Genomic DNA, 7,005 nt, shown 5'->3' with positions numbered 1-7,005 from the left:
TCGCCGCGGCTGGGTCCGGCGCGACGTTGCTGGTGGCGGCCGACTCCGGGGTGGTCGGGCTGCGCGCGCTGCTCGCCGACCTGCCCGCCGCCGTCGCCGAGCCCGGCGAGGCGGTCGCTGACGAGGTGGCCACGATGCTGCCGACGTCGGGGACCTCCGGGACGCCCAAGCTGGTGCGGCTGACGCACCACAACGTGGTGATGGCCGCCGAGCGACTCGCGCGCAACAGCGGGTTCGACGCGGGCGACCGGCACTACCTGTGCAGCCCGTTCTTCCACACCAACGCGCAGCTCTACCTGTGCGCGCCGCCGTTCCTGACCGGCGGCTCGATCGCCGTGGTGCCCCGCTTCAGCGCCGGCTCCTGGTTCGATGCCGCCCGCTGGAGTGGCGCGACGGTCAGCTCGATGGTCGCCCCGCCGATGCGGATGGCCCTGCACCGCGCCGTCGCGCGCGGCGGCGCCGTCGACGCCGGCGACCTCCGCCTGGTCCAGTACGGCATGACCCTGAGCGCTGCGGACTGGGAGAACTGGGACCGGCTCGTGCCCGGGGTCGCGATGCGCCAGATCTATGGGCAGACCGAGTCGGTGACCGGCGTGCTCGGCGGGTCGGTCTGGGAGGACGACGACCGCACGACCATCGGCCGGCCGTTCGTCGGGGTCGAGGCGGTGCGGCTCGTCGACCCCACAGGCGACGACGTGCCCGACGGCGACCCGGGCGAGCTCTGGGTCAAGGGCGTGCCGGGTCGGACCCTGATGGCGGGCTACCACGAGGACCCCGAGGCCACCGCCGCCACGATCGTCGAGGACGGCTGGCTGCGCACCGGCGACGTCATGGTGCGGCGCCCGGGCGGGCGCTTCGAGTTCCGGGGCCGTCAGATGCACATCATCCGTCGAGGCGGGGAGAACCTCTCGACCTACGCCCTCGAGCTCGACCTGCAGTCCTGCCCGCTGGTCAGTGACGTCGCCGTGACCGCCCGCGAGGACGCCATCCTGGACGCCGTCGTGGTTGCGCACGTGATCCCCGCCGCCGGGTACGACGAGGACGCCTTCCGGTCGTGGTGCCGCGAGGCTCTGGGCAAGCGCTCGGTCCCCGACGTGGTGCGGACGCATCGGGAGTTCCCGCGCACCGGGAGCGGCCGGGTCATCGCGCGCGACCTCGACTGAGTCCTCGTTCGGACCGACGCGGGGTCAGCGGACGCCGGGCGCCGCAGGTGCCTGCGCGGCGAGGTCGAGGACCTCGAGCACCTCGGTCCGGCCGGCGCCGAGCCGCAGGGCGCTGTCGACGTGCAGGAGCAGCCCCGGCAGGTAGCGGTGGGTGGGCATCGCGTCGACCGCGACGGAGACGAGCTCCTTGACCAGTGGGTCCACCAGCCGGGTGCGGGCCGGGATGGCGCCGTAGTCGACGAAGCCCTGGAAGGCGTCGGGCGACAGGCGCAGCAGTGCGTCGAGGAACCCGGGCACGTGGGCCTCGAAGACCGCCCAGAACGGCGCCGAGCCGAGCAGCCGCTCGCGCAGGGCCGACCGGGTCTCGTCGACCTCGGGGACCGAACCGCCCCGACGCTCGACGAGGGCAGCGAGGCTCCGGCTGCCCTCCATCAGCGAGTGAACTCCGAGGCCGGAGACGAGCGCCAGCACCTCGTGCAGCTGACCGGCGGTGATGCCCAGCTCCAGCGCCTCTGCGGCGTGCTGCTCGGCGGCCTCGACGTCGAGGACCAGGACCGAGGCGCACAGTGCGTAGCGCACCAGGACGCGGGTCGTGTCGGGCAGCGCCGCTCCGGAAGGAGCGCCCGCGAGGCGCTCCTCGACCGCGGCCCGCAGGTTGGCCAGGTCGATCGGACCCACTTTCCGCCTCGCCGTCATACGGTGACGGCGCTGGCGATCCGCGCCCGGAGCTTGCGCTTGTCGATCTTGGTGGTCGACATCGGCCAGTCCTCGCCGGAGATGAAGAAGACCTCCGCCGGGATCTTGTAGTTGGAGATCTTGCCGCGGCAGTAGTCGCGCAGCTCCTCGGCGTCGAGGTCGTGGCCGCTCTCGAGCTCGACGAACGCGACCGGCACCTCGTCGAGCCGCGGGTCGGCCCGACCAACGACCGAGGCCATCCGTACCGCGGGGTGCGAGCAGAGGAAGGACTCGATCTCGATGGTCGCCACGTTCTCGCCGCCCACCTTGAGCATGTCCTTGAGCCGGCCGTGGAAGATCACCCGACCGTCCGGCGTACGGCTGTAGAGGTCGCCGGTGTGGAGCCAGCCGTCGGGGTCGAGGGCGCTGGCCGTCTTCTCGGGGTCCTTGTAGTACTCGGTCATGACGCAGTAGCCACGCAGCAGGATCTCGCCCATCGTCCCGTCCGGGAGGTCCTCGCCGGTGAGGAGGTCGACGATGCGTAGCTCGACGCCCGGCGCCGCCTTGCCCTGGGCCTCGGAACGCTCGAGCGTGGTCTCGGTCCGGTCGCTGAGGGCGTAGATGCCGGCAGCCTCGGTCATGCCGCACGCGGCGATCATCTCGGCGTCGGGGAACGTCTGCTGGACCTGCTCGATGAGGGGTCGAGGGCCGATTACCAGGATCGACCGCAGGGCGTCGAGCCGGGCGGGGTCGAACACAGGGCTGTCCAAGAGGGGTTGCATGATCGCCGGGAACCATGGGAACGCCACGGTCGCCCGCTCCTGGCTCATCAGCTCGAGCGCCCGGTCGGGGTCGAAGAAGAGGTCGGTGAGATAGGTGCCGCCCGCACCGATCGATCCGACGAACGGGCTGAGGCAGCCGACGTGGTAGAGCGGGCCGGCGCCCCAGGTGACGTCGGCGTCGCCGGTGCCGAGCCGGTGCACCGCGCGGTGCAGCGGGCCGCGTACGACGGCCTCGTGGCTGAGCACGCAGCCCTTGGGGTTGGCGGTCGTGCCGGAGGTGTAGAGGATCATCGCGGCGTCGCGGACCCGGGCCTGCCCTCGCGCGCGGTTGAGGTCGTCGACGGACACCTGGGAGGCGAGGTCGTCGAACGCCGCGCGGTCCAGCACTCCGGGTGTGACGGCACCACGAAGGGCGACGACCGCCCGGAGCGCCGGTGCCTCCGTCAGGGCGAGAGCGCGGCTGTCCCCTGCCTGCGCGAGGGACGGCAGCGCCCGGCCGAGCAGCTCGGTGAAGTCGAGGTAGCCGCCGTCCTCGCGACCGGTGGACAGCACGACGACCAGGTCGCCGTTGTCGATGATGTAGGCGAGCTCGGAGGTCTTGTGCCGGGCGTTGATCGGGACGACGACCCCGCCACACAGCGCGACCCCGAACAGCCCCTCGACGTACTCGACGGTGTTCTGCGCAAGTAGGCCGACGTGCTGGCCCGGGCGCACGCCGAGGGCAACCAGCCCGCGGGCCACGTCGGTGGCGCGCCGGGCGAGGCCGGCGAACGTGTGTCGCTCGCCCGGGAACACCAGGGCGTCGCGATCGGGGTGCCGGTCCGCCGAGCGGAGCAACAGGTCGCCGAGAGGGAGCACCTCGGTCCAGGTGGCGAGCTCCTGCGCATCGTCCATCATCGTGTTCTCCATGATCGTCGTTGATCGGGGTGCGCTCACCTGAGCGTGTAGCGGTGGAGGTCGACGTCCTTGGTCATGTTCCAGTACTCGACGTTGAGGAACGGCATGACGAAGACGACCCTCCCCTGCGAGTTGCGGTAGTAGGTGCGCATGCCGGGGTGCGTCCACACCGTGCGGGCGTGCGTGTCGTCGACGAGCGCGTTGTAGGTGTCGTTGGCCTCGGGGAGCGCGTCGATCGCCGTGACGCCCCCCGCGAGCATCTCGGTCAGCAGGCCACGGATGTAGCGCATCTGCACCTCCATGAAGTACATGAAGCTGCCGCTGCCTGGGAACGAGTTCGGCCCGCCCAGCATGAAGAAGTTGGGGAACCCGGGGACCGACACCCCGAGGTAGGCGCGCGGGTCGTCGTCGTCCCAGAAGTCGCGCAGCCCGACCCCGTCGGCGCCGTGCACCTCCATCGAGGAGACGAACCGGGCGGCCTGGAAGCCGGTCGCCCAGATGATGACGTCGACCTCGTGCTCGGTGCCGGCTCCGTCGACCACGCCGGTCGGCGTCACGGCGGTGACGTACTCGGTGACGAGGTCGACGTCGTCGCGCTGGATCGTGTCGAACCACCCGTTGTCGAGCAGGATCCGCTTCCCGAACGGCGGGTAGTCGGGCAGCGTCTTCTCGACGAGGTCGGGTCGGTCCTCCAGCCGGCTCTTCAAGTAGCGGGTGAAGTACTCGCGGTGGGCGTCGTTACGGGCGTTGACGGAGCGCGCCGGGTGACCCCACTCGGGGTCGATCCGCAGCGACTCGATGACCTTGTCGCCGAACTGCCAGAACAGTCGGATCCAGTACCACGCGTGGTAGAGCGAGCAGGTCTGCATCAGCATCCGCAGCTCGTCGGGGATCGGGGCCAGGAACTTCTCGAACGGTGCGACCCACTGCGGAGAGCGCTGGAAGATTGTCAGGTGGCCGACGCGATCCGCGATAGCCGGCGAGATCTGCATCGAGCTCGCGCCGGTGCCGACCACGGCCACCCGCTTGCCGTCGAGGTCGAGGTCCTCGGGCCACTCCGAGGAGTGGAACTGCACGCCGCGAAAGGTGTCGAGGTCGGGCAGGTCGGGCATCCGCTTGCGGTTGAGCACGCCGACGGCGCTGATCACCACGTCCACGACGAGCGTCTCCTCGACGCCGTCGACCGAGCGCACGACGACGTCCCACCTCTGGTCGTTCTCGCGGTACGTCGACGACACCACCTCGGTCTGGAACCGCACCCGGTGCTGCGCGCCGAGGTCCTTCAGGGTCTGGGCGAAGTAGCGCTGCAGGTCGTCGCGGAGCTCGAAGTGGCGGGCCCAGTCGTTCTTGGCGAAGGAGAAGGAGTAGAGGTGGCTCGGGGTGTCCACCCCGGCGCCCGGATAGGTGTTCTGGAGCCAGTTGCCGCCGGACTCCGGCTGCTTCTCGACGATCGTGTAGTCGACGTCCATGTCCTCGAGCTGGTGCGCCGCAGCGATGCCGGCGACGCCGGTCCCGATCACGAGCACTCGGTAGCCGGGCGGGAAGCCGACGGGCGGCATCTGCAGCTCCGGCAGGGTCGGGTCGATCCGGCGGGCGATCTCGGAGGAGAGCATCGGGCCGTACTCGCTGCCCACGGGCTCACCCATGCAGACGCTCATCATCTTCACGGTCAGCTCGTCGGACGGCTGCACGATGGCGGGTGTCTCGCCGGCTTGGAGCCGCAGGATCGCCTCGACGGCTGCCTGGCGGACCTCCTCCTGCACCGCCGTCGGCAACCCACCGCTGTCGTGGTCGCCGAGCCCCTTGCCCCTCGTGGGTCGGTAGGGACGCTCGAGCCAGCGGTTGTCGCCGGTGAACTGGGCGACGACCATCAGCAGGGCCGGGACGTTGGCGATCCCCACGGCCGTGCGGACCTCGGCCTCCGTGAGCCGGTCGAGGGTCACCGAGGCGGGGCCGTCGATGCCCTCGCTCGTCGTGGCATCCATGCAGACATCTCCTACAAGCGTGATCAACACATGAGTTGACAGGTGGGATGACGCCCATCGTGGCACTCGTCACCAGGGCTGTCAACGCGATAGTTGACAATCGTGGCGGCTGGCGTCAATGCCCGCGTTGACAGATCCCGATCGGGGTGCTTCCGTAGTCACCTATCGTCAACGATCGCGTTGACTTCACGCAGACGTGAACGGAGAACCCATGAAGGTGACGCAGGACAACGTCCTTGGGGCGGTCCAGATCCTGGTCGACAAGGACGAGATCGCCCAGGTCCTCTACGACTACGCGAACTTCATCGACCTCAACGAGACCGACTCGCTCCTAGAACTCTTCACACCGGACTGCTTCATCTCCTACGGCGGCGACCACGGTGCCGACGGGATCGACGCCTACCGCGAGACCCTGCAGAGCGAGAAGTTCGGCGTCGGCGCCTTCTTCGCCGGCACGAGCCACCACGTGTCCAACGTGGTGATCGACCTCGTCGACCCCGACACGGCCCACGTGCGGTCGGCGCTCTACGCCTGGCACAAGTACAACCGGGACCGGGCCGACGGCGTCCTCATGGGGCAGTACCACGACATCCTCGTCCGGACGGACGCGGGCTGGCGGATCAAGCGCAGGGAGCTCAAGGGCGCCGGCACGCAGACCTACCACGCGAAGTTCGACGCCCTGAACCCCATCCCGCGCACCAACACGGTCTGAGAGGACGATCAGATGTCCGACCAGCTGCAGCTCGAGGTCGACGGCCACGTCGCCCACCTCACCCTCAACCGCCCCCAGGCCCTCAACTCGATCTCCCACGAGCTCGACCTCGAGCTCGCCCAGGCGTGGGACCGCATCGACGACGACCCCGACATCTGGGCGGCCGTCCTCGGCGCCGCGGGCGACCGCGCGTTCTGCGCGGGCGCCGACATCAGCGGCGGCACCAGCGCTGACGCGTCACGGCTCGCCCTCGGCGGCGGGCTCACCGGGGTCGGCGGCCCGTTGCGCGTCCTGCGCAAGCCGCTGATCGCCGCCGTCCACGGCTACGCCCTCGGCGGCGGGTTCGAGCTGGCGATGTGCGCCGACATCATCGTGGCCGCCGACACCACCCAGTTCGGCCTCCCTGAGACCAAGGCCGGGATCATCGGCGAGTCCGGGGTCATGCACCGCGCCCTGCGTCAGCTCCCCCACCGGGTCGCGATGGCGATGGTCCTGACCGGCGAGCGGCTCGGAGCCGCCGAGGCCCTCCAGCACGGCCTGGTCAACGAGGTCACCACGCGCGACGAGCTCGACGCGGCGGCCGACGCCTGGGCCCAGAAGGTCTGCGCCGCGTCCCCCCTGGCCAACCAGGCGGCCAAGTACGCAGCCACCCGCGGGCTCACGGGCTCCCTCGAGGACGCCCTTTCCACGAAGTACGAGCCGATCGAGGCCTACGCCGCCTCGGAGGACGTGAAGGAGGGCCGCAGGGCCTTCGCCGAGAAGCGCCAGGCCGTGTGGACGGGCCGCTGACC

General features: G+C 70.4%; 6 protein-coding genes. 3 read left to right on the top strand and 3 right to left on the bottom strand.

Going from position 1 to position 7,005, the window contains the following annotated elements; genetic code table 11:
* Positions 1–1,163: class I adenylate-forming enzyme family protein (locus Q7T52_RS01840; protein ID WP_304799017.1), on the top strand; the 1,163-nt coding region annotated here is incomplete at its 5' end.
* A gap of 24 nt (positions 1,164–1,187) precedes the next feature.
* Here Q7T52_RS01840 and Q7T52_RS01835 read toward each other — a convergent pair.
* The 3 genes from Q7T52_RS01835 to Q7T52_RS01825 are packed head-to-tail and all read right to left on the bottom strand — an operon-like array spanning position 1,188 to position 5,502.
* On the bottom strand, positions 1,188–1,841 hold the full coding sequence (locus Q7T52_RS01835) for a carboxymuconolactone decarboxylase family protein (protein WP_304799016.1): 654 nt from the start codon (positions 1,839–1,841) through the stop codon (positions 1,188–1,190).
* 14 nt (positions 1,842–1,855) lie between these two features.
* Complete coding sequence (locus tag Q7T52_RS01830) at positions 1,856–3,556, bottom strand: class I adenylate-forming enzyme family protein (RefSeq protein WP_304799014.1); 1,701 nt, start codon at positions 3,554–3,556, stop codon at positions 1,856–1,858.
* Complete coding sequence (locus Q7T52_RS01825) at positions 3,553–5,502, bottom strand: NAD(P)/FAD-dependent oxidoreductase (protein ID WP_304799013.1); 1,950 nt, start codon at positions 5,500–5,502, stop codon at positions 3,553–3,555. Before Q7T52_RS01825 ends, Q7T52_RS01830 begins: the two co-directional genes overlap by 4 nt.
* A 211-nt stretch (positions 5,503–5,713) precedes the next feature.
* Between Q7T52_RS01825 and Q7T52_RS01820 the strand changes: the two genes are divergently transcribed.
* Together Q7T52_RS01820 and Q7T52_RS01815 are read left to right on the top strand one after the other, a co-directional pair.
* Positions 5,714–6,214 (top strand): nuclear transport factor 2 family protein, encoded by a 501-nt coding sequence (locus tag Q7T52_RS01820; RefSeq protein WP_304799012.1) that lies wholly within the window; start codon positions 5,714–5,716, stop codon positions 6,212–6,214.
* A 12-nt stretch (positions 6,215–6,226) separates the two neighbouring features.
* Positions 6,227–7,003 carry an enoyl-CoA hydratase-related protein gene (locus Q7T52_RS01815; RefSeq protein ID WP_304799011.1) on the top strand — a complete coding sequence of 259 codons (777 nt, stop codon included), beginning with the start codon at positions 6,227–6,229 and terminating at the stop codon, positions 7,001–7,003.
* The last annotated feature ends 2 nt before the right edge of the window (positions 7,004–7,005 follow it).

The organism is Nocardioides sp., from assembly GCF_030655615.1.
GTDB lineage: Bacteria > Actinomycetota > Actinomycetes > Propionibacteriales > Nocardioidaceae > Nocardioides.
This window is presented reverse-complemented; position numbering and strand designations above follow the sequence as displayed.